This is a genomic window from Paractinoplanes lichenicola (genome assembly GCF_016785085.1).
GTDB lineage: Bacteria > Actinomycetota > Actinomycetes > Mycobacteriales > Micromonosporaceae > Actinoplanes > Actinoplanes lichenicola.
In genome coordinates, this window is sequence record NZ_JAENHO010000010.1 from 19,870 (window position 1) to 40,755 (window position 20,886).

16 protein-coding genes are annotated in these 20,886 nt (G+C 71.2%); 8 read left to right on the forward strand and 8 right to left on the reverse strand.

All coding sequences use genetic code 11. The features are described from left to right. Positions 1–76: 76 nt before the first annotated feature. A complete protein-coding gene (locus tag JKJ07_RS31860) occupies positions 77–1,099 on the reverse strand; it encodes an aldo/keto reductase (protein ID WP_202995593.1) in 1,023 nt (340 codons plus the stop codon). A 90-nt stretch (positions 1,100–1,189) separates the two neighbouring features. Here JKJ07_RS31860 and JKJ07_RS31865 point away from each other — a divergent pair, with 90 nt between their 5' ends. Then, positions 1,190–1,768 (forward strand): TetR/AcrR family transcriptional regulator, encoded by a 579-nt coding sequence (locus tag JKJ07_RS31865; RefSeq protein WP_307834505.1) that lies wholly within the window; start codon positions 1,190–1,192, stop codon positions 1,766–1,768. Here the strand turns inward: JKJ07_RS31865 and JKJ07_RS31870 are convergent. Beyond that, the gene (locus JKJ07_RS31870) at positions 1,765–3,540 is read right to left on the reverse strand and encodes a serine/threonine-protein kinase (RefSeq protein WP_202995595.1); all 1,776 of its coding nucleotides are present in this window, start codon (positions 3,538–3,540) and stop codon (positions 1,765–1,767) included. The genes JKJ07_RS31865 and JKJ07_RS31870 overlap by 4 nt on opposite strands. A gap of 132 nt (positions 3,541–3,672) precedes the next feature. Between JKJ07_RS31870 and JKJ07_RS31875 the strand changes: the two genes are divergently transcribed. Next, positions 3,673–4,710 (forward strand): LacI family DNA-binding transcriptional regulator, encoded by a 1,038-nt coding sequence (locus tag JKJ07_RS31875; RefSeq protein WP_202995596.1) that lies wholly within the window; start codon positions 3,673–3,675, stop codon positions 4,708–4,710. Here JKJ07_RS31875 and JKJ07_RS31880 read toward each other — a convergent pair. The 3 genes from JKJ07_RS31880 to JKJ07_RS31890 are packed head-to-tail and all read right to left on the reverse strand — an operon-like array spanning position 4,675 to position 7,839. Continuing rightward, on the reverse strand, positions 4,675–5,571 hold the full coding sequence (locus JKJ07_RS31880; protein WP_236030271.1) for a carbohydrate ABC transporter permease: 897 nt from the start codon (positions 5,569–5,571) through the stop codon (positions 4,675–4,677). The two genes, JKJ07_RS31875 and JKJ07_RS31880, sit on opposite strands and share 36 nt — an antisense overlap. A gap of 1 nt (position 5,572) precedes the next feature. After that, on the reverse strand, positions 5,573–6,496 hold the full coding sequence (locus JKJ07_RS31885; RefSeq protein WP_307834506.1) for a carbohydrate ABC transporter permease: 924 nt from the start codon (positions 6,494–6,496) through the stop codon (positions 5,573–5,575). After that, on the reverse strand, positions 6,493–7,839 hold the full coding sequence (locus tag JKJ07_RS31890) for an extracellular solute-binding protein (RefSeq protein WP_202995597.1): 1,347 nt from the start codon (positions 7,837–7,839) through the stop codon (positions 6,493–6,495). Before JKJ07_RS31890 ends, JKJ07_RS31885 begins: the two co-directional genes overlap by 4 nt. Positions 7,840–8,156: 317 nt before the next feature. Here JKJ07_RS31890 and JKJ07_RS31895 point away from each other — a divergent pair, with 317 nt between their 5' ends. Continuing rightward, positions 8,157–10,511, forward strand: a complete 2,355-nt coding sequence (locus tag JKJ07_RS31895; protein WP_307834507.1) for a glycoside hydrolase family 3 N-terminal domain-containing protein — start codon at positions 8,157–8,159, stop codon at positions 10,509–10,511. On the opposite strand, the gene JKJ07_RS31900 is transcribed toward JKJ07_RS31895, so the two are convergent. Then, positions 10,446–13,202 carry a LuxR C-terminal-related transcriptional regulator gene (locus tag JKJ07_RS31900; RefSeq protein WP_202995598.1) on the reverse strand — a complete coding sequence of 919 codons (2,757 nt, stop codon included), beginning with the start codon at positions 13,200–13,202 and terminating at the stop codon, positions 10,446–10,448. The genes JKJ07_RS31895 and JKJ07_RS31900 overlap by 66 nt on opposite strands. Positions 13,203–13,426: 224 nt before the next feature. Between JKJ07_RS31900 and JKJ07_RS31905 the strand changes: the two genes are divergently transcribed. From JKJ07_RS31905 to JKJ07_RS31920, 4 genes are all read left to right on the forward strand, one after another. Next, a complete protein-coding gene (locus tag JKJ07_RS31905; RefSeq protein WP_202995958.1) occupies positions 13,427–14,260 on the forward strand; it encodes an alpha/beta hydrolase family protein in 834 nt (277 codons plus the stop codon). A gap of 60 nt (positions 14,261–14,320) precedes the next feature. Further along, on the forward strand, positions 14,321–15,334 hold the full coding sequence (locus tag JKJ07_RS31910) for a LacI family DNA-binding transcriptional regulator (RefSeq protein WP_438871451.1): 1,014 nt from the start codon (positions 14,321–14,323) through the stop codon (positions 15,332–15,334). 10 nt (positions 15,335–15,344) lie between these two features. Then, complete coding sequence (locus tag JKJ07_RS31915; RefSeq protein ID WP_307834508.1) at positions 15,345–16,346, forward strand: 5'-3' exonuclease; 1,002 nt, start codon at positions 15,345–15,347, stop codon at positions 16,344–16,346. 950 nt (positions 16,347–17,296) lie between these two features. Then, entirely contained in the window at positions 17,297–17,848 is a 552-nt protein-coding gene (locus JKJ07_RS31920; protein ID WP_202995600.1) for a nuclear transport factor 2 family protein, read from the forward strand. On the opposite strand, the gene JKJ07_RS31925 is transcribed toward JKJ07_RS31920, so the two are convergent. After that, a complete protein-coding gene (locus tag JKJ07_RS31925) occupies positions 17,793–19,037 on the reverse strand; it encodes an IS256 family transposase (RefSeq protein WP_202995601.1) in 1,245 nt (414 codons plus the stop codon). The genes JKJ07_RS31920 and JKJ07_RS31925 overlap by 56 nt on opposite strands. A gap of 615 nt (positions 19,038–19,652) precedes the next feature. On the opposite strand from JKJ07_RS31925, the gene JKJ07_RS31930 reads away from it, so the two are divergent. Further along, entirely contained in the window at positions 19,653–20,282 is a 630-nt protein-coding gene (locus tag JKJ07_RS31930; RefSeq protein ID WP_202995602.1) for a TetR/AcrR family transcriptional regulator, read from the forward strand. On the opposite strand, the gene JKJ07_RS31935 is transcribed toward JKJ07_RS31930, so the two are convergent. Then, positions 20,268–20,603 (reverse strand): hypothetical protein, encoded by a 336-nt coding sequence (locus tag JKJ07_RS31935; RefSeq protein WP_202995603.1) that lies wholly within the window; start codon positions 20,601–20,603, stop codon positions 20,268–20,270. The two genes, JKJ07_RS31930 and JKJ07_RS31935, sit on opposite strands and share 15 nt — an antisense overlap. Positions 20,604–20,886: the final 283 nt, after the last annotated feature.

Consider the following 20,886-nt stretch of genomic DNA (forward strand, 5'->3'; position numbering starts at 1 on the left):
AGTCTTCCGCCGCCGGGCCGAGCCACGGCAGCGGGACACGACGCTGCGGCCCTCGGGCCGGGCCGGGCGGAAGGGGTCAGGCGGCGCTGCGGGCCGTCCGCGGGCGGCGGCGCAGAGCGGGGTCGAGCTGGGCCGGAGGCCGGTAGGCCTGGTCGAGGCGGGTGACGTCGGTGCCGGGCGGGACGATCTCGTCGATGCGGTCCAGGAGGTCGTCCGGCAGCACGACGCCGACACCCGCGAGCAGGTCGTCGAGCTGGTCCAGGGTGCGGGCGCCGAGCAGCGCGCTGGTCACGCCGGGGTGCGCGATGGTGAAGGCCATGGCCAGGTGGGTCAGCGGCAGGCCGGCCTCCTCGGCCAGCGGGAGGAGGCGCTCGACGACGTCGATGCGGCGCTCGTCGTTGAGGTGCTGGAAGAAGCGGGCCCGGCGCAGGTCGTTGGCCTGGTCGCGGCGGACACGGCCGGTGAGCATGCCCTGGCCGAGCGGGCCCCACACCAGCGTGCCAAGACCGTGGTGCTGGGCGGTCGGCAGCACGTCGTTCTCGTTGCCGCGGTTGAGGATCGAATACGGCAGCTGCTCGGTGTGGAAGCGGGCCAGGCCGCGGCGTTCGGCGAGCCACTGGGCGTCGACGATGCCGGTGGCGGGAGTGTTTGACGATCCGATCGCGCGCACTTTTCCCGTACGGATGAGGTCGGTGAGCGCGGACAGCGTCTCCTCGAGGTCGGTCTCCGGGTCGAGCACGTGCACCTGATAGAGGTCGATGTGGTCGGTGCCCAGGCGCCGCAACGAGCTCTCGACCGCGGTCATGATCCAGCGGCGGGAGCCGCCCTGCTGGTTGGGGTCGTCGCCGGTCGGGCGGCCGAACTTCGTGGCGAGCACGACGTTGTCCCGCCGCCCCTTGAGGGCCCGGCCCACGACCTCCTCCGAGTCGCCGTAGGCATCGGACGTGTCGACGAGGTTGAGGCCGGCGTCAAGCGCCTTGTGGATCACGCGGATCGAGTCCTGCGGGTCGGGGTTGCCGACCTGCGTGGCGAACATCAGCGCGCCGAGCCCGTACGGGCTGACCTTGATCCCGGTCCGGCCGAGGGTGCGGTACTGCATCAGCGTCTCCTCACGGTAGGGTCGATGAAGCGGAAAGCCTTTCCGGAACCATACGGAAAGCTTTTCCGGATAAGCAAGGAGGAAGTGCCGGTGACCGAGGACACCGCGGCCCCACGCCGGAAGCGGACCGATGCCCGGCGCAACGTCGAGGCGCTGCTCGACGCGGCGAAGACGGTCTTCGGCACGTCCGGGGTGGACGCGCCCGCGAAGGAGATCACCGACCTGGCCGGCGTCGGGGTCGGCACGCTGTATCGGCACTTCCCGCAGCGCTCCGACCTGATCAAGGCGGTGATCGAGCGCGAGATCGACGCCTGCGCCGAGGCGGCCCCCGCGCTCGCCGCCGAGCACGCACCCGGCGAGGCCCTGGCGCGCTGGCTCGATCGGCTCGCCGCGTTCGTGGCGACCAAGCGCGGGTTCGCGGCGGCGCTGCATTCGGGCGATCCCGCGTACGACGGGCTTTCCGGCTTTTTCATGGCGAAGCTCGGGCCCGCCCTGGAGTCCCTGCTCGACTCGGCGGTCACGGCGGGCGAGATCCGGGCCGGAGTCAGCCCCCAAGACCTCCTGTACGCGGTCGCGAAGCTGTGTGCACCCCTGCCCGACGAGGAGCCCGGCTACGGCCGGCGCATGACCGCGCTCCTGGTGGAAGGATTGCGGTCGGCAGGGCGCTAGTCGGCGGGGCGGAAGCTGTCGAAGATCAGTTCGAGGTCGTCCTGGTGGGCGGACCACTCGTCGTCGCGGGTCTGCCAATAGAAGCCGTACGCCTGCCTCGGCGACGTGATCACGCCGCGGTTGTTGACGTGCTGGCGGACGCCGTTGCGGGTGAACGTGAACTCCCAGTCGGCGGCCTTGGTGAAGTAGTCGACCTCGTCGATGCGGATCTCGCGGTACGACGGGAAGTCGCCGATCGAGACGCGGTAGTCGGCCTTGCCCCGCCAGTCGGCGACCGGGTCGGGGACCGGCTTCTTGGTCTGGTCGATGCCCAGCACCTGGGAGCCGCGCCGGAAGTAGACGATGCTGCCTTCCTTGGAGCGGTTCCAGCCCGCGGGGACATAGACGGCGAACCCCGTGGGGTCCCGATAATCGCGCCAGCCGTCGGGCAGGGCGGGCAGATCCGACGACCCCGCCGAACCCGGCGGCGCGGTCGTCGTGGTGGCCACGCTCGGCGAGGAGGAGGGGCTGGCCGGGGCGGACGGTGTGGCCGAGGGCTGGGCCGATTCGGGGGCGGAACCGGCCGGGACGGACGTGGCCGGGACGCCGGAGCCCTCGGGGGTGCTGTCGTCGGGACGGGTCACGCCCCAGACCGCGGCCGCCAGCAGCGCAGCGGCGGCGACCGAGGCGAGCACGATCCAGCGCCGGCCCGACCGCGTCACGGGGTCGTCGGGGATGCGCTCCGGGGCCGAAACCGACGCGGCCGCGTAGGCGGGGGCGTCATCAGGAGCGGACCGTTGCGCAGGGATGCCGAGAGCCGTCGCACGCGGAACATCGGCGTCCGCAGGGGAGACATTGGCGTCTGCGGACGAGTCATCAGCGTCCGTGGACGAGACATCCGAGTCGGCGGGCGAGTCATCGGTGTTCGCGGGCGAGGGCGGGACGTCCAACTCATGCGTGGTCACAGCCGCATCCCGTACGGGGACCAGGCCGTGACCATAGGCCCCCGCAAGCGCCGCTCGAAGCCCGTGTTCGACGGCGGCCGCGTCGAGGCGTGCAGCTGGATCCTTCTGCAGCAGGCCCATCAGCAGCGGCTCCAGGGCACCCGCCTGCTTCGGCGGGTCAGGTTCGTCGGCCGCCAGCGCCGTCAGCGTGGCCAGCGCGTTGCCCCGGTGGAACGGCGAGCGCCCCTCCACCGCCGCATACAGCGTCGCCCCGAGCGACCACAGATCGGACCCCATCCCGGCCGTGCCGAACTTCGCCCGCTCGGGCGACATGTATTCGGGCGAGCCCAGCAGCATGTCCGAACTGCTGATCAGGCTGTCGCCCTCGATCGTGGCGATGCCGAAATCGGTCAGCAGCACCCGGCCGTCGTCGGCGAGCAGGACGTTGGCCGGTTTGACGTCGCGGTGGTCGACCCCGGCGGCGTGCGCGGCGCGCAGGGCGGCCAGCAGGTCGAGGCCGATGCGGGCGGCCCGGCGGGGGTCCATCGGCCCCTCGAGGCGCAACTCCTCCTGCAGCGAGCGGGACGGCACGTACTCCATGACGATCCACATGCGACCGTCCACCTCGAAGACGTCGAAGATGCGTACGACGTTGGGGTGGCCGAGCCGGGCCGAGGCGCGGGCCTCGCGGAGCGTACGGCGCTGGATGTGCCCGACCCCCTCCGGGAGCAGCACCTCCTTGACCGCGACATCACGGTCGAGCACCTCGTCGCGGGCCCGCCAGACCGTGCCCATTCCGCCCGTGCCCAGCGTCTCCCCCAGGCGGTATCGACCGGCGATGAGAGGCATGAGACAGCCCTTACCCCGGCGCCGCCGAGATCAGACGTGTGCACGTGCCCTTATCGGTCGCGGAATGTGCAATACTTCCGGAACTCCGGCACGAAAGTTTCGGGGCGGGGCAGGCGCGAACGAGGAGATCGAATGGCCGCGGGCGGAAGACGGGTCACAATCGCGACCATTGCCGAGGCGGCCGGGGTTTCCGTGCCCACGGTGTCGCGAGTGCTCAACGGGCGTACGGATGTGTCCCCCGAGACCCGGGACCGGATCGAGCACCTCCTGCGAGAGCACGACTACCGTCCTCGTAACTCTCGGCAGCCGCTGCGCGCGGGCCTGATCGACCTCGTCTTCCACGATCTGGACAGTCCGTGGGCGGTCGAGCTGATCCGCGGCGTCGAGGAGGTCACGCACGCGGCCGGCGTCGGCACGGTCATCTCGGCCGTGCACCGGCGCACCGCGTCGACCCGCCAGTGGCTGCAAAATCTGCGGTCCCGTCAGTCCGACGGCGTGGTGCTGGTGATCTCGGACGGGGCCGGCCCGGTCTATACGGAGCTGCACCGGCTCAACGTGCCGATGGTGATCATCGACCCGGCCGGCGGCGCGGCGGCGGACGTGCCGACGATCGGCGCGACGAACTGGTCGGGCGGGCGCAGCGCCACCGAGCATCTGATCTCGCTCGGTCACCAGCGCATCGGGCTGGTCGAGGGCCCGCGCAATCTGCAGTGCAGCCGGGCCCGGCTCGACGGCTATCGGGCCGCGCTCGAGTCGGCCGGCATGCGCGTCGACCGCAAGCTGATCGAGCCGGGCGACTTCCGGCACGAGGGCGGCTTCGCGGCGGCCCAGCGGCTGCTCGACCGGGACGACCCGCCGACCGCGATCTTCGCGTCGAGCGACCAGATGGCGCTGGGCGTCTACGAGGCGGCCCGGCTGCGCGGCTTCCGGGTGCCCGACGACCTGAGCGTGGTCGGCTTCGACGATCTGCCCGAGGCGCGCTGGTCGTCGCCGCCGCTGACCACCGTGCGCCAGCCCCTGGCGGACATGGGCGGGCTCGCCGCGCGGACCGTCTTGCGACTGTCGCGGGGCGAGCCCATCGAGACTCCCCGGGTGGAGCTGGCGACCGAGCTGGTCGTCCGCGAGAGCACCCGCCTACTTGCTGAAACCCGCCGTCAGACCGCTCAGTAGCTGGCGGCGCCCGACGGCGTAGAGGATCACGATCGGCAGCGTGGTCAGGGTGACCGAGGCGGCGATCGCGGGCACGTTCACGCCGAACTGGCCCGAGAAGTCGGCCAGGGCGAGCGGGATCGTCCGGTTGTCGGGGCTCTGGGTCAGCACCAGCGGCAGCAGGAAGCCGTTCCAGATGCCGAGCGCGTTGTAGATCGTCACCGTGACCAGCGCGGGACGGGTCAGCGGGAACGCCAGCCGCCACAGCGTGCCCCACTCGGTGGCGCCGTCCATCCGCATCGACTCGAAGAGCTCCTTCGGGACGTCACGGATGAAGTTCGACAGCACGAGCACGGACAGCGGGATGGCGAACGCGATCGACGGCATGATGATCGCGGCCAGGGTGTCGTACATCTGGAGCCGGATGATGATCAGATAGACCGGGATGATCACCGCCTGCAGCGGGATCGCCAGGCCCATCACGAACACGCCGTTCATGAGCTTCAGGACGCGGCTCCCGGCGCCGCGGACGATCGCGTACGCCGCCATGAAGCTGATCAGGACGGCCGGGATCACCGCGCCGGCCGTGACGATCACGCTGTTGATGAAGTAGCGCGCGACGTCGGACTCGATGACCGTCTTGTAGTTGGCGAACGAGAAGTCGCTCGGCGGGGCCAGGGGGTTGGTGATGAAATACGTGTCCTGGGTCTTGAAGCTCGTGATGACGATCCAATAGATCGGCAGCATCACGATGAACAGCCAGACCCAGCTCAGCCCGCCGCCGATCCAGTTGAACTGCAGCCACTTGGATCGCTTGCGCGTGCCGCCGCCCGGGGTGCCCGAGACGGTCGGCGACGGGCGGTGGTTCGTGACGGTCGCCAACTCAGGCTCCTTCCAGCTGGCTCTCGTCGCCCCGGCCGCCGAGCCGCCGCAGCAGCAACGACAACCCGAGGCCGACCAGGACCAGGATCACGGCGATGGCACTGGCCGGACCCATGAGGTTGGCCTGGAATCCCTGCCTGTACATGAGCAGCGCGAGCGCCCGGGTGGAGTCACCGGGGCCACCGCCGGTCAGCACATAGATGAGGTCGAAGAAGGTCAGCGACCCCACGACCATCAGCGTGGACGAGGTGATGATCGTGTATTTGAGCTGGGGCAGCGTGATCGACAGGAACTGCCGTACGCGGCCGGCCCCGTCGATCTGCGAGGCCTCGTACATCGAAGTCGGGATCTGCCGCACCGCACCCTGATAGATCAGCGTGTGGAACGGGATGAACTGCCACGACACGATGAAGATGAGCACGCCCATGGCCAGCGTCGACTTGCCGAGCCAGTCCTGGTTGAGCCATTCCACGCCCAGGCCGCTGCCGAGGCCGAAGCTCGGGTCGAGCAGCGCCTTGTACGTGATCGCGATGGCGGCCGAGCTGAGCAGCAGGGGGATGAAGAACAGCACCGCCAGGAACTCGCGGTAGCGCTTGCTGGTGGCCAGGAAGACACCGAGCAGGATGGACATCGGGGTCTGCACGGCCCACGACAACGCCATGATCAGGAAGGTGACCCACAGCGCGTTCGGCAGGCCGGGATCTTGCAGCGTGGCCTTCCAGCTGTCCAGGCCGGACGGCACGATCTCGCCGATACCGTTCCAGGTCGTGAAGCTGAGCGCGACCACGCCCAGCAGCGGCACGATGCCGAACAACACGAACCATACGAAGGCCGGCAGCGCCATCCACAGGACGGGACCGCTCCGCCCGCCGCTGGACCCGGTGCTCTTTTTCGTCCGTACGACGGGCGGAGCGATCGCTGTCACTTGCCGATGACTCCGTTCATGGCGTCGACCCACTGCTGCGGGCTGACCTGGTTCTGGAACAGCTTCGCGATGTTGTCGAGCAGGGTCTCGGCCGCGGTCGGGCTGAGCGCCTGGTCCCACGACTGGGCGAAGGTCTTGGCGCCGTTGGCGATGGCGGCCATGTCCTTGAGGAACTGGGCGTCGGCGCCCTGGAAGAGGCTCTCGCTGCCCTTCAGCACCGGCACACCGCCGGACTTGACCCAGGCCGCCTTCTCGGCGTCGTCGACCAGCGTGGTCGAGAAGAACTTCTTCGCCGTCTCCTTCGCCTCGGCCGAGGCCTTGGAGGAGATCGAAAGATACTGACCGGGGTTGCCGACCGTGTTGGTCGGGTCGCCCTTGCCGCCCTCGACCGGCGGGAAGTTCATCCAGCCCAGGCCGCCGTCCTTGACGAAGTTGCCGCCCTGCGCGACCTGGATGCCGTAGGACCAGGAGCCGTGCACCATCATGGCGGCCTTGCCCGTGTAGAGCAGCGCCTGGTCGGCGTTGGAGTCGGCCGCCGTGGACGAGAAGCCCTTCTGGAAGCCGTTCGCCTTCACCAGGTCCTGGATCTTGGTCAGCATGTCGAGCACGGCCGGGTCGCTCCACGCGTCCTTCTCGCCGGCGAACACGCGGTCGAAGACCTCGGAGCCCGCCGTACGGTCGAGGAGGAACTCCAGCCACATCATGTTGGTCCAGCGGGACTGCCCGGCCAGCGAGAACGGCGCGATCTTCTGTGCGTTGAACTTCGGCACGAGGGCCATGATGTCGCCCCACGACTGCGGGGGCTGCGCGCCGATCTTCTCGAACGCCTTCTTGTTGTAGAAGAGCACGATCGGCTGCACGGTCTCGATCGGCATCGCGTAGATCTTGCCGTTGACCGTGGCCGCGCCGAACGACGACGGCAGGATCTTGTCCTTGACCGCGGCGTTCTGGCCGAACCAGTCGGTCAGGTCCTCGACCTGGTTGGCCGCCACGTACTCCTTGAGGCCGCCACCGCCCCAGCCCCAGATCATCGTCGGGGCCTGGTTCGCGCCCAGCGCCGTCTTGATCTTCTGCTTGTAGGCGTCGTTCTGGTAGTAGAACTCTTCGATCTTGGTGCCCGAGTTCGCGTCGTTGAACCGCTTGATCGACTCCTTGCGAACCGGCTCACCGGGCGGGCCGCTGAGCGACCAGTAGCTGGCGCCGCCACCGCTGCCGCCGCCGTTGGTGCTGCCGCCGCCGCTGTTCTCAGGGCCGGAGCTGCCACACGCGGCGAGCGCCGCGGCGCCCGCCGCACCCGCGGCAAGGCCGAGGAAGTTCCGCCGGGACATCGGGTTATAGGTCACGCTGATCTCCGTACTCGAGTGCCGCCGTCGGGGCAGCGAGAGAATCGCCGTGGTAGGTGGTCGTCCGCGTCACAGAGGCTGCAAGTTTCGCTCGACAACCGCAAATTAACACGAGGTTTCGTTAACGTAGGGTTTCGGCTTGATCATGTCAAGGGTCTTGCTGTGGTCGCGCTCCCACGGCGAGAGTGGACGCGATCCCGACCAGCGCGCACAGCCTGATTAAGATCATCCGGCACCGAAACATTGCACTGTGCAAACACTGAAAGTTTCGGAGCCGCAATCCAGGAACCGCCCAGGAAACACTGAGGAGCTGCGCCGTGACCATAGAACCGGCACGCAAGCCATGGCAGGACCCGGCGCTACCCGTCGCCGAGCGCGTCGACGCGCTGCTCGCCGCGATGACCCTCGAGGAGAAGCTCGGCCAGCTCGGCAGCCGCTGGGTCGGCAACGACATGCAGGCCGAAGAGGAGGCGATCGCTCCTGAAGAGACCCTCAACGTCGCTCCTATGCAGGACGTTTTCGCGGCTTCTGGCACGATACCCCTGGAGGAGGCCAGCCGGGACGGACTCGGGCACCTGACCCGGGTTTACGGTAGTCACCCCCTCACTGCCACCGAAGGCGCCGCCGAGGTCGTTCGTCAGCAGCACATCGTCCTGGCCAACTCGCGCCTGAGCATTCCGGCGATCGTGCACGAGGAATGCCTGACCGGGTTCACCACGTTCGGCGCCACGGTCTATCCGGCCGCGATCGCCTGGGGCGCCACCTTCGACCCCGAGCTGGTCGAGCGGATGGCCGCCGCGATCGGCCGCGACATGGCCGCCGTGGGCGTGCACCAGGGCCTGTCCCCCGTGCTCGACGTGGTGCGCGACTACCGCTGGGGCCGGGTCGAGGAGACCATCGGCGAGGACCCGTACCTGGTGGCGCTGCTCGGCGCGGGATACGTACGGGGTCTGCAGAGCGCCGGGGTGATCGCGACGCTCAAGCACTTCGCCGGGTATTCGGCGTCGCGCGGCGCCCGCAACCACGGCCCGGTGCCGATGGGCCGGCGCGAGCTGCTCGACGTCATCCTGCCGACGTTCGAGACCGCGATCCGCGAGGCCGGCGCGGGCTCGGTGATGAACTCCTACTCGGACATCGACGGCCTGCCCGCGGTGGCCGACCCGTGGCTGTTCACCGAGCTGCTGCGCGACCGGTGGGGCTTCACCGGCACGGTCGTCTCCGACTACTGGGCGGTGCCGTTCCTGGCCACCACCCACCACGTGGCCGAGGACATGGCCGACGCCGGCGCGCAGTCGCTGACCGCGGGCATCGACGTCGAGCTGCCCGACACGCTGGGCTTCGGCCCCGGCCTGATCGGCAAGGTCGACGAGGCGCTGATCGACCGGGCCGCCCGCCGCCTGCTGACCCAGAAAATTGAGCTCGGCCTGCTCGACGCGGACTGGACGCCCGAGAAGTCAGTCGCGGCCGCCGCGGGCACCGACCTCGACTCGGCGGACAACCGCGCGCTGGCCCGGGAGATGGCCGAGCGCTCGATCGTGCTGCTCGACGCGGGCACGGCGCTGCCCCTGGCCGACGGCGTCGCCCGGCTCGCCGTCGTCGGACCGGCCGCGGCCGACCCCCGTACGTTCATGGGCTGTTACGCCTTCCCCAACCACGTGCTGCCGCGCTATCCGCAGGCCGGGCTCGGCATCGACGTGCCGACCACGGTCGACGCGCTGAAGTCTGCCCTTTCCGGCACCGAGGTCGTGTACGAACAGGGTTGCGCGGTGATCGGCGACGACAAGTCGGGCTTCGCGGCGGCGGTCGAGGCGGCCCGCGGCGCCGACGTGACCGTGGCGATGGTGGGCGACCTGGCCGGCCTGTTCGGGCACGGCACCTCGGGCGAGGGCTGCGACGCCGAGGACCTCACGCTGCCCGGCGTGCAGGCCGAGCTGATCGAGGAGCTGCTGGCCACGGGCAAGCCGGTCGTCGTGGTTGTGGTCTCCGGCCGCCCGTACGCGCTGGGGCAGGTCGCCTCGCGCGCGGCCGGCCTCGTACAGGCGTTCATGCCGGGCGAGGAGGGCGGCGCCGCGATCGCGGGCGTCCTGACGGGCCGCGTCAACCCGGGCGGCAAGCTGCCCGTGCAGATCCCGCGGCACCCGGGCGGCCAGCCCGGCACCTACCTGCTGCCCTCGCTGGGCGCGGAGAACACGGGGGTCAGCAACCTGGACCCGACGCCGCTGTTCGCCTTCGGCCACGGCCGCTCGTACACCACCTTCGAGGTGGACGACCTGCGGATCAGCGCGACCGAGGTGCCGGTCGACGGCGAGTTCGAGGTGACCGTACGGGTCCGCAACACCGGCTCGCGCCCCGGCGACGAGGTCGTGCAGCTCTACCTGAAGGACCTGGTGGCGCAGGTGACCCGGCCGGTGAAGCAGCTGACCGGTTTCGCCCGGGTGCCGCTGGCGGCGGGCGAGGCCAAGGACGTGACCTTCACGGTGCACGCCGACCGCACGGCCTTCACCGGGCGCGACTTCTCGCGGATCGTCGAGCCGGGCGAGCTGGACGTGCTGGTCGGCACGTCGGCGGCCGACCTGCCGTGCACGGGCCGGGTGCGGCTGACCGGCTCAGTGCGCGTGGTCGGCGACCGGGACCGCCGGCTGGTCACCCCGGTCACCGTGGAAAAGGTCTAACCGGGCCAGCTCGGTGCGCGACCGCACGCCCAGCCGGGCGAAGACGTTGCGCAGGTGATGGTCGATCGTGCGGGGGCTCAGGTGCAGCTGCTGGGCCACCTCACGGTTGGTCGCGCCCTCGGCGACCAGCCCCGCGATCCGCTCCTGCTGGGCGGTGAGCGGGGCACGGCCGACCGGGCCGATCCGCTCCCCCGCCGCGCGCAGCTCCCGGGCGGCCTGCTCGGCCCACGGCCCGGCGTCGAAGCGGTGGAAAGTCTCGGCGGCACGGCGCAGATGATCGCGGGCCTCGGCCGGGCGGCGGTGCCGGCGCAGGTGCCGGCCGTAAAGAAGCTGGGTGTGGGCCCGGGCGTAGCCGCCGTCGGGGTCACGCTCGTGCCAGCCCAGCGCCTCCCGGAAGCAGTCGTCGGCGGCCGCGGCGTCGGTCAGCGCCCGGCACCGGCTGCGCAGCGCGAGCCAGCCCGGCCGTCCGGTGCGCCCGGCCCACCGGTCGAAGACGTCGTTGCGCGCGCCGGTGGTCTCGACCAGGTGCGGGGCGACGGCCACGCGCAAGACCATCGACCCCGTACGGGCCACCCGCACGAGCCGTTGGGCCGCGCGCGCCGGTTCCCCGTCGACCAGGTCGAGCAGTGCCTCCGACCAGTCCGCCAGCTTCCCCAGCTCCTCGGCAGCGTGCTCGCGGGCGGTCGCGGCGTCACCCCGGAACGCGGCCAGCAGCCCGAGCAGAGACAAATGGGCGGCGACCAGGTCGGCCCCGCCGGCGGTCGCGGCCCCGTCCAGAGCGAGCTCGTGCGCGGCATCATGACGGCCCGCGGCCAGCTCCGCGTACGCGGCCACCTCGAGCGCCCGCGGCAGCAGCGCCGCGTCCCCGAGCTCACGGGCCAGCGTCACGGCCCGCCCGGCCAGGCGCGCGGCCCGGTCGTCGTCGCCGAGCACGATGCCCGCGTCGGCCGCCCGGATCAGCGCGGTCGCGTCGCCGCTGCGCTCGCCCAGCCGCACGACCTCCCGCAGATGCCCGAAACCGGCCTCCTCGTCGCCGGTGAGCAGGTCGGCCATCCCCAGCACCTGCTGGACGGCGAGCTCGGTGCCGGGGCGCCCGTCGCGGCAGCGGTCGGCGGCCTGTCGCGCCAACCCGGGGAACGAACCCGCTTCCCCCGTACGCCCACACGCCTCCCCCGCCACCACCAGCGCGTCAAGGGCGGCGGCGGGGTCGGTCGCCATCGTCTCCGCGGCCACGCCGAGCAGCGTGTCCCGTGACTCGGCGGGCGCGCCGCGCGCGTGCAGCTCGGCGATCAGGGCCCGCGCCCGGGCCTGGACGACGGTGTTGCCGGTCGCGTTGCCCGCCCGCCGCAGCAGGGGCGCCGCGTCCCGGGGGCGGCCCGCGGCCAGGGCGCTGCGGGCGGCGGCCAGCGCGGCTTCCGCGGCCACCCGCGGATCGGCGCTGAGGTCGGCCGCTCGGCGGCGGGCGTGGAAGGCTTCGGGGGCCGGGGCGTTCTTGGCCGCTTCGAGCAGGTCGCGGGCCAGGTCGTCGTCGGTCCCTGTGGTGACGGCCGCCTGATGCACGAGGGCGGCCAGGGTGCGGCCACGTTTGGCCAGCACGGTGGCCAGGCTCAGGTGGGCGGCGTGGCGTTGGCCGATCGGGGCGTCGCCGTAGACGACCGTCCGCAACACTTCCGGCGTAAACCGGACGCCGCTCGACGACACCTCGACGAGGCCCGCTCGCTCTGCGGGTTCGAGGTCGCCCAAACGCGCACTATCGAGCACCCTCGCGCACTCCCGCGTGCGCAGGCCGTCGCTCGCGGCCGCCACGAGGTCGGTGGGGGTGGCGTCCGGGGCGGTGGCGGCCAGGAGCAACAGGCGGCGGGTGGCCGCGGGCAGGACCGACATCAGGGCGTTGCCGTGGCGGCGGAGGGTGCTGGCGGGTGGCAGGGCGAGGGGCGGTGGGTCGAAGCCGCGGCGCTGGGCCGGGGTCAGCGCGCTGACGAGGTCGGTGAGGGCGCCGGGGTGGCCCGCGGCCAGGTCGGTCAGGGCGGCCGCGACCTCTGGGGCGAGATCGGGCGCGCAGCTTTTGAGGAGGGCGAGGCTTGCGGTCTCCGGCAGCGGCTCCAACCGGCTCAGCGGCAGGTCAGCCGCCGTGGCCAGGCCCCGGTCGTCGGCGGTCACGGTGGCCAGCAGGGCGACGGGCAGGCCGCTCAGGCGGCGGGCGACCAGGCGGAGCTGCTGCCACGACAGCGGGTCGAGACGGTCGGCGTCGTCGATCAGCAGAAGCAGCGGGCCCCGGCCGGCGGCCCGGCGCAGCAGGGCGAGCACGCCCACTCCGAGCGTCAGCGGGCCGGCCGCGGGTGGGCGTCCGTCGATCACGTCAGTCAGGGGCGCCTGCTGACGCGTGGGCAGGCTCGGGACGAGATCGGCCAGCGGCTCGAGCAGGCGTTGCAGACCGGCGAGGGCGAACTCCGACTCGTCGGCATGCCCCTCGACGGCCAGCGTGAGCAGCCCCAGGGCGCTCGCGGACGGCTGACTCCTGGCGAACGCATGCGGCTGGCTCCCGGCGGCCGCGTGCAGCAGGGTTGTGCGGCCCTCGCCCGGGGCGCCGGCCAGCACCAGGGCGCCGCCACGGCCGTTCTTCGCCGCCGCCAGCAGCGCGCTGATCGCCGTCAGTTGCGCTTGCCGACCGTACGGGAAGGAATTTTGCACTTGACGTGCACTAACCATGTCGCGAGTCTGTCGCCGCAGGTCGCGGTGGGGAAGGTGGCGGCGCGGACTTTTCGGCAGATGAAATTTCTAGCGTGTTACAAGGCCGGTGGTTTCGCCGATGCGCACCGCGCGGAGCCGCGCAAACACTGACCGCCATCAATCCCCAATTATCGGGAGCGTGTCAGGTGCAGCAACTTCGCAAACCACGCCGGTTCTTCCTCGCGATGGGCGCGGCCGCCGCACTGGCTGCCGGGCTCGGCGCGGCGCCGGCTCAGGCCGCCGACAACCCGTACGAGCGGGGGCCGGCCCCCACGACCGCCGCGCTCGACGCCAGCCGTGGGCCCTACAGCGTGGCCACCGAGAACGTGTCCTCGCTGGTCACCGGATTCGGCGGCGGCACGATCTACTACCCGACCAGCACCGCCGACGGCACCTTCGGGGCGGTCGCCATCTCGCCCGGCTTCACCGCCCGCTGGTCGAGCATCTCGTGGCTGGGCCCGCGCCTCGCGTCGCACGGCTTCGTGGTGATCGGCATCGAGACCAACACCCTGTACGACCAGCCCGGCTCGCGCGGCGACCAGCTGCTGGCCGCGCTCGACTACCTGACGCGGTCGAGCTCGGTGCGGTCCCGGATCGACGCCACGCGGCTGGCCGTGGCCGGTCACTCGATGGGCGGCGGCGGGAGCCTCGAGGCCGCCCGCACCCGGCCGTCGCTGCAGGCGGCCGTCCCGCTGGCCCCGTGGAACGCGACCAAGAGCTGGTCGACGCTGCGGGTGCCGACCCTGATCGTCGGCGGCGAGAGCGACACCATCGCGCCGGTCGCGTCGCACTCGATCCCGTTCTACAACAGCATCCCGTCCGCGTCGGAGAAGGCGTACCTGGAGCTCAACAACGCCTCGCACTTCTTCCCGCAGACCACCAACACGTTCACCGCCCGCCTCGCCACGGCCTGGCTGAAGCGCTTCGTCGACAACGACACCCGCTACGACCAGTTCATCTGCCCGGGCCCGGCGAACACCTCCATCTCGGACTATCGCAACACCTGTCCGCTCGTCTGACCCGACACGACCGGCCGGCGGACCCCCGCCGGCCGGCTCCGTGCGGTTATCCTGCCGCGGATGAGCGTCAAACGTGGTCGGCCGCCGGGCATGATGGACGTCGCCCGGCTCGCGGGGGTGTCGCATCAGACGGTGTCGCGTGTGCTCAACGAGCACCCGAACGTCAGCGAGCAGACCCGCCTCAAGGTCCAGGCGGCCATTGCCGAGCTCGGCTACCGGCCCGATCGTGCCGCCCGCGCGCTGGTCACCGGCACGTCCAAGGTGATCGGCGTCGTCGCGCAAAACTCTTCCCTGTACGGTCCGGCGTCGATGCTGACCGCGTTCGAGGAGGCGGCGCAGGCCACCGGGTTCGCGGTCAACGTGGGCAGTGTGCGCAACCTCGACGAACGGTCGATCGCGGATGCGGTGGAGCGGCATCTCGACCAGCGCGTCGCCGGGCTCGTTGTGATCGCGCCCGTGGCCAGCGCCGGTCCCGCCCTGGCCAAGCTGCCGGGCGACGTGCCGCTGGTGACCATCGACGGCGACCCCGAACGCTCGTCCACGCTGGTGACCGTCGACCAGGTCGCCGGGGCCCGCGCCGCCACCGAGCACCTGCTGAGCCAGGGGCACGCGTCGGTCTGGCACATCTCGGGCCCGGCCGACTGGTTCGACGCGGCCGGGCGCATCCAGGGCTGGGAGGCGGCCCTGCGCGAGGCCGGCCGCGAGATCCCGCCGCTGCTGACCGGCGACTGGAGCGCGGCGTCGGGCTATCGCAACGGCCAGCTGCTGGCGCGCCTGCCCGAGGCGACCGCGGTCTTCGCGGCCAACGACCACATCGCGCTGGGGCTGCTGCGGGCGCTCAACGAGCACGGGCGCCGGGTGCCGGCCGACGTCAGCATCGTGGGCTTCGACGACGTACCGGAAGCGGGTTTCTACAACCCCCCGCTGACGACGATCAAGCCCGACTTCGACGCGGTGGCGACGGCCTCGCTGGAGCTGCTGCTGGCGCAGATCGAATCGGGAACCACCGATGCCGTACGCCGGACGATCGAGCCCACCCTCGTGGTGCGGGAAAGCGTCGCACCCCCGGCGTAGTCTCTCTCGCGTGCCACTCCTGCTCGTTCTCGACGGCAACAGCATGTTGCACCGCGCCTACCACGCCGGCGCGGGCGACGGCTGGCTCGACGACGACGGCAATCCGATTTGGGCGTTGCGCGGCCTTTTCGGATATCTGGCCCGGGCCGCCGCCCACCTGCGCCCCGACGCGGTGGTGGTCGGCTTCGACTGCCCCGAGGAGTCGGCCCGCCGCACCGACTATCCGGCCTACAAGGCGCACCGCCCCGACAAGGCGGCCGACCTGACCGCCCAGCTGCTGGCCGCCCCCGCCCTGCTGCGCGACGCCGGGGTGTGCACGGTGGTGCCCCGGGCCTACGAGGCCGACGACGTGCTGGCCAGCGCGGCCGCCACGGCCCGCGACCGGGGCTGGCAGTCGGTGCTGATGACCAGCGACCGCGACGCGTTCGCCCTGATCGACGACACGACGTCAGTGCTCCGCGTACGCAACGGCGGCTTCGACGAGGCGATGCTGATCGACGCCGCCACCCTGCCCTCGCTCTACGGCGTGCACCCGTGGCAATATCGGGATTTCGCCGCCCTTCGGGGCGACCCGTCCGACAACCTCCACGGCGTACGGCGGTTCGGCACCACAACGGCGGCCAAGCTGCTGACGGCGTTCGGCACGCTGGAGGCGGCCTGGGAGGCCGGCGTCGCCCTCGTGCGCGACGCCGTCGGTGCACACGCCGCCAAGTGCTTCACCGAGCCCGGCGCCCGCGAGATCGTCGACCGCAACCGCCGGCTGATGAGCATGCGCCACGATCTGCCCATCCCCGACCTGGCGCAGGCCCGGCTGCCGCTCAACCGCTTCGTCATGCGACAGGCCCTGCGCGCCCGGGGGATCAACTTAGGGCCGTCGCTGTGGGCACTGAACGGCGGCGATCCCCCGACAGCACCCGACGCCGACCCGACGCCTGAGTTCCGGCCTTGGGTGTTCCGGGGGAGCTTGGCGGCCCGCCGCGAACCTACGCCGGGGCAGATCGCCCTCTTCTAGAGTTTCGGCGCTTTATCCGGTTCGACGCCTTCCGCTCCGCCGCGCCCGCCGTTCGGCTTGCGTTGCCGCTACCGTCCTCCCTTTGCCGCTACTCCCCTCAGCCTTACCCCACCGCGACTGGCCTTCGCTCTGGCCCGCCGCTACCTCCTGCGCCCGCCCCCCTGCCAGGCCCTCGCCGCGACCGCCCATCGGCCAGACTCCGCCGTTACCGCACTCCGCCCGATTTCCCGCCGCCCTCCGCCTGGCTCGCCGCCGCGGCACTCCGCCTCGCTCCCTCCGCCTGCTCCGCCGCCGCCCCTGCCCGGCCTCGCCGCCACCCCTCCGCCTTCCTCGCCGCCGCGGCCCAACGCCTCCCTCCGCCCGCCTCGCCGCCGCCCTCTGCCCGGCCTCGCCGCCACCACCCTCCGCCTACCTCGCCACTACTCTCCGCCCACCTCGACGCCGCCCTGGTCTACCTCGCCGCCGCGACCCTCCGCCTCGCTCCCTCCGCCACCCACTGCCTAGCCTCGCCGCCACCGCCCTCCGCCCGGCCCTGGCCTCGCCGCCGCCCGCCGACCCAGCCCCCCACTGCCCTCCACCCAGCTCCGCCCCCACTGCCCTCCGCCCGACCCTGCCGCCATCGCCCTGCGCCGGCCCAGCCCCACTCCCCTCCGCCCGACCCCGCCGCCATCGCCCTGCGCCGGCCCAGCCCCACTCCCCTCCGCCCAACCCCGCCGCCATCGCCCTCCGCCGGCCCAGCCCCACTCCCCTCCGCCCAACCCCGCCGCCACCGCCCTGCGCCGGCCCAGCCCCACTCCCCTCCGCCCGACCCCGCCGCCACCTTCCCCCGGCCCCACCCCCCTTCGCCCGGCTTCGCCGTCGCCGCCTTCCTGAGCGCCACCTTTTGCTTTACGCGACAGTGTGTCGTAATCTTTGGGACAGGTTGTCGTATAAATGAGAGGACTTCGCTGATGACTGCCCTGGACGATCGCGCCGAACTGATTGAGCTGCTTGGCCACTACGCCGACATCGCCAACCTCAAGGACTTCACCGGTCGACCCGGCCGGGTGTTCACAGACCCGCTCGCCCTCGACTTCGAGTCGGTGACCGGGATTTCGCCGGCGACCGTGCCGTTGGCCGATTACGTCGAGATCCTCCGCGCCAGCTTCACGCCGTGGGCCGCGACCCACCACGCCATCACGAGCCACGTCATCAAGATCGACGGGGATCGGGCGACCATCCATGCCCACGTCCGGGCCGAGCACTGGCTTCCCAGCGAATCGCGCAGCTGGCTGGTCGTGGGTTTCTACGACAACGAAGCCGTCCGAACCGCTGGAGGCTGGCGGTTGAACTTGGTCAAGCTCACCGCCACCCACCAGGAGAACGCCGACCTGGCCGGGGTGGCCATGGGTCACGTCCGCTGGCGTGGTGTAAGAGCCGGTCACCGCAGATCCGTGTTTGTTGATGCTAGGCCGCGATCTCGACGATCTGGTCGGTTTCTGGCTGGTCAGCATCGGTGGTGACGGGTGTGAGCCGGGCTTTACGGAGCAGGTCCAGGCCCATGTAGCGACGTCCTTCGACCCATTCGTCGGTCTGCTCGGCGAGCACAGCCCCGACGAGACGGATGATCGCGGCCCGGTTCGGGAAGATCCCGACGACGTCGGTGCGTCGCCGGATTTCTTTGTTCAGGCGTTCTTGCGGGTTGTTCGACCAGATCTGGCGCCAGAGCTCACGCGGGAAGGCGGTGAAGGCGAGCAGGTCGTCGCGGGCGGTGTCGAGGTGCTCGGCCGCGTCGGGAAACTTGTCGCCGATGGTGTCCAAGACCCGGGCGAACTGAGCTTTCACTTCGTCGGTGTCGGGTTGGTCGAACACGGTGCGGACTAGGGTCGCGACCCACGGCTGCGCGCTCTTGGGGACTTTCGCGAGCAGGTTGCGCAGGTAGTGAGTGCGGCAGCGCTGCCAGGACGCGCCCGGCAACGCCGCCCCGACCGCCGAGACGAGGCCGCGGTGGGCGTCGGAGACCACGAGGCGGACCCCGGTCAGGCCCCGGGCAGTCAGCGAGCGCAGGAAGGCCAGCCAGCCAGCGCCGTCCTCGTCGCTGGTGACCTCGAGGCCGAGGACTTCGCGGCCGCCGTCGGCGTTGACCCCGACCGCGACCAGGGTGTGGACGTTGATAGTGCGTCCGTGTTCGCGGACCTTGATCACGAGGGCGTCGACCCAGACGAACGTGTAGGGGCCGGCGTCCAGGGGCCGGTTGCGGAACGCTTCGACCTGCGCGTCCAGGTGGCGGGCCATCTCCGAAACCTGGGACTTCGAGAGTTGTTTGATGCCGAGTTGCTCGACCAGTTTCTCCACCCGCCGGGTCGAGACGCCGAGCAGATATGAGGTGGCCACGACGCTGACGAGGGCTTGTTCGGCGCGGCGGCGGTGCTGCAGCAGCCAGTCGGGAAAGTAGGAGCCCTGGCGCAGCTTCGGGATGGCCAGTTCGACCGTGCCGGCCCGGGTGTCCCAGTCGCGATGCCGGTAGCCGTTACGCGAGTTGACCCGCTCGTCGCTGCGTTCGCCGTACTCGGCGCCGCAGACAGCGTCGGCCTCGGCTGACATCAGCGTCTCGGCGAAGGTTTGCACCATCGCCCGTAGTAGATCAGGGCTCGCCGATTGAAGATGCTCGCGTAGCAGCTCAGCGACATTCAGACTCGGTTCTGCGGCCATCGCAGGTCTCTCCTTCGTGATCTTCAAGCAATCCGAAGGATCTGCGATGGCCGCCTCAGTACGCCGGGAAAGACCGGGTCATACACCACTTCGGTGGACGCGACCTGGCCATGAGTTCCGCCAGGCAAGTCGCCGCGCCCGCCGGGAGCTGAAGCCAAAGTCGCGCCACGCCGCGGTCGCCAGCGACCTCGGGCGCAGCTGAGCGCCGGGCGGCACCTCGGGCGCGGCGGGACGTTCAGTGACACCTCAAGCGCGGGTGGCACTCGGGTGCGGCAGGGCGTCCGGTGACACCTCGAGCGCGGGCGTGGCCTTGGGTGCGCGTGACACCTCGGGCGCGGGTGACCCCTCAGGCGCGGCAGGGCGTCCGGTGACACCTCGGGCGCGGGCGGGGCCTCGGGCGCGGCGGGGCGTCCGGTGACACCTCGGGCGCGCGTGACACCTCGGGCGGCCGCTGCGGGGGATCGCGAACCCGTCGACGTTCATCGTCCGCGTGACGCCTCGGGTGCGCATAACTCCTCGGGCGGTGGGGCGTTCGCTGGCACCTCGGGCGCTGGCGGGGCCTCGAGTGGCGCGGCGGGGCGTCGGGTGGGGAGCGTGGTGAGGGAGGATTGGCGGGTGCCGCGGATTCGGGGAGCCAGTATTGAGGAGCACCACGAGATGGTGTGGGCGGAGCTTGCCGGGGCCTTGCGGGAGTTGCTGCTCGAGCGGGACTACGACTCGATCAATATGGGGCATATCGCGGCCCGGGCCGGGCTGGCGCGTAACACGTTGTACAACTACGCGCGGGATAAGAGTGCGCTGGTGCTGGCGTTGACCGAGCGGGCCGCCCGACCCGCGCTGGCCCGGGTGGCGGCGATCGCCGGGCGGGCTGAGGAGCCGGCTGCGGCTCGGCTGCGGGAGATCGTCGAGGCTTTTCTGCGGGCCTCCATGGATCAGGCGTTGCAGCCGATGTTCCGGCCGGGCGCGGGCCCGCTGGTCGCCGAGGTGCCGAAGGGGCCGGGCAACCCGTTCAACGCGATCGTGGCCGAGGTCGAGAACGTCGTCCGGGACGGCATCGGGCGCGGGGAGTTTCGCGACGTCGGCGACGTGCCGCTCACGGTGGAGTTGCTGTCGGGCGTCGTGCGGGCGGGCGCCGAACGCCTCGGTCGCGAACCCGGCGCGTTCGCGACCACGGTCCACGCCAGTCAGGAGGTCATCCTCGCGGCCCTGAACCATCGACCGGGCGAGCGGTCAGTCCAGGACTAACAGCAGTTTGCGCCGCCACAGTTGGTCGGCGGGGGTTCCGGCCGTGGTGGCCCGGATCGCCCGTACGTCGATGTCGCCGGTCGCGGTGAGCGCCGCGCCCATGCCGGGGTCGGTGAACGGCACCGTCACATCGTGGGAGCGCTCGATCCGGGTGACCGTCAGGCCGTCGACGAGCGGGCCCTCCACGACCGAGTCCGACACCACCAGCCGCACCCGGTCGCCGACCCGGACGATGCCGCTCAGGCACCGGATCAGGCAGGTCAGCGACCCGTACGACAGGTTGGTGAACTCCATGACCTGCAACTGTGCCTCGTCAGCCATTCCGCCCTTCCGGTGCACGCTAGATCGACGGGTGACAGCACCGGAGTCTGTCATGCGGATTTTGGGCGCAACCACTCACTCAGGTCGCCGTGGCGCGATGAGCGTCCTGGACGCGCCAGCGGCCAGCTCATCGTGTCGCGGCCCCCGCGGGAGCGACGGTCCGTACCCACCACCCCGCTAGGACATGATCTGGAAGTTGTCTTGAGAGGGATGAATGAACCCATCCGTGACTAGTGATGCGTCGAACTACCAGTTGCCATATGGAGTTCAATTGCCAAGACTT